This window comes from Faecalibacterium longum, assembly GCF_040094125.1.
Taxonomy (GTDB): Bacteria; Bacillota; Clostridia; order Oscillospirales; family Ruminococcaceae; genus Faecalibacterium; species Faecalibacterium longum.
Window position 1 is genome coordinate 1 of the sequence record NZ_JBBNIH010000001.1, and the last position, 1,193, is coordinate 1,193.

The window sequence follows — 1,193 nt, forward strand, 5'->3', positions numbered from 1 at the left end:
CTGCTCTCTCCTTTGATCGTGTGGAACAATACACTTGTTGACGGTCACAATCGTTATGCGATTCTTCAGAAGCATCCCGAAATCTACTTTTCTACCATGCCGCTCCGCTTTGCAAATCGTGAGGAAGCTCTCGCTTGGATCTGCAAGAATCAGCTGGGGCGGCGCAACCTCACACCGGAGCAGAAGAAGTTCCTCATTGGAAAACAGTACAGTATGGAGCATCGAAAGCCCGGCGGAAACGGCAACAACCAGCACACGGCTGCTGCCAAGAAAACCGCCCCGGAGGAATTGTGTCAAATTGACACAATTCCTCCCACCTCTGCAGAAGCAAGCATCCGCAAGCAGATTGCAGAGCGGAACAATGTCAGCGAATCCTACGTTGCCCGTCCTGAAAAGTTCATGCACGGCGTAGAGATCATGGAACAGATGGTGCCCGGTATGCAGGAGAAAACCCTGTCCGGGCAGTTCAAAGTCCGTGATGCCGATATTCACCGCCTTGCCAAAGCAGCCTATGTGAACCGTGAACAGATCGTGCATGAGATTCTGTACCCGGAAGATCGTTTGGCTTCGCAGTCGAGCTACTCACACTACTCTGGAATCAACTACTCTGCGCTGGAAGTCGCCGTCCGGCGGATTCAACAGGACTTTGATTTTTTGATGAGATACTTGCCTAAGCTGCCGGACGATTCCTACGCCAAAACTGAAACGCTAAAAATCCTCAAGCAGCACAAAGCGTATATGGCACAGTATGAAGAAATGCTGAACGATAAAGAAATCGCATAACGACAGGCACTTGTAAGCCATCAACGAGCCACCAGCCACAAGTGCAGGGCGGAAAATATCCGCGCCCTTGCGCCTGATAAGAATTGGAACTTTGATTTTCTCGCCCGACTTTGCCACGGTGGGACAGTCAAACGAGCGTGCGTTTGAACAAAAAGAAAAAGTCCACAAACACTTTCCCTTACCCCGATGAAGTCATTGACCGTTTGGCACGGGCATTCTACCCGGCCATCCTTGCCTGTTGGAACAGCGAGGAAGGGCAAAGAGAATTTGCTGCATGGCAGGCGGAACAGACTCATCATGCTCCCCAGCAAAGAGAAACAGAGCGTTCCCGACTGCTGGGTATCCGTAAAACAGTTTTCGAAAAATGACACGGCAACTGCCTGTCAGGATTGGTTACGGAGTACCCGGCT

Annotated in this window: 2 protein-coding genes; both read left to right on the top strand. The window is 51.0% G+C overall.

The window, feature by feature from the left end:
• Nucleotides 1-783 (top strand): hypothetical protein (locus tag AAAU26_RS00005; protein ID WP_349180837.1); only part of this gene is annotated, 783 nt, incomplete at its 5' end.
• A 143-nt stretch (nucleotides 784-926) separates the two neighbouring features.
• Nucleotides 927-1,151, top strand: coding sequence for a hypothetical protein (locus tag AAAU26_RS00010; protein WP_227619556.1), 225 nt, complete (start codon nucleotides 927-929; stop codon nucleotides 1,149-1,151).
• The last annotated feature ends 42 nt before the right edge of the window (nucleotides 1,152-1,193 follow it).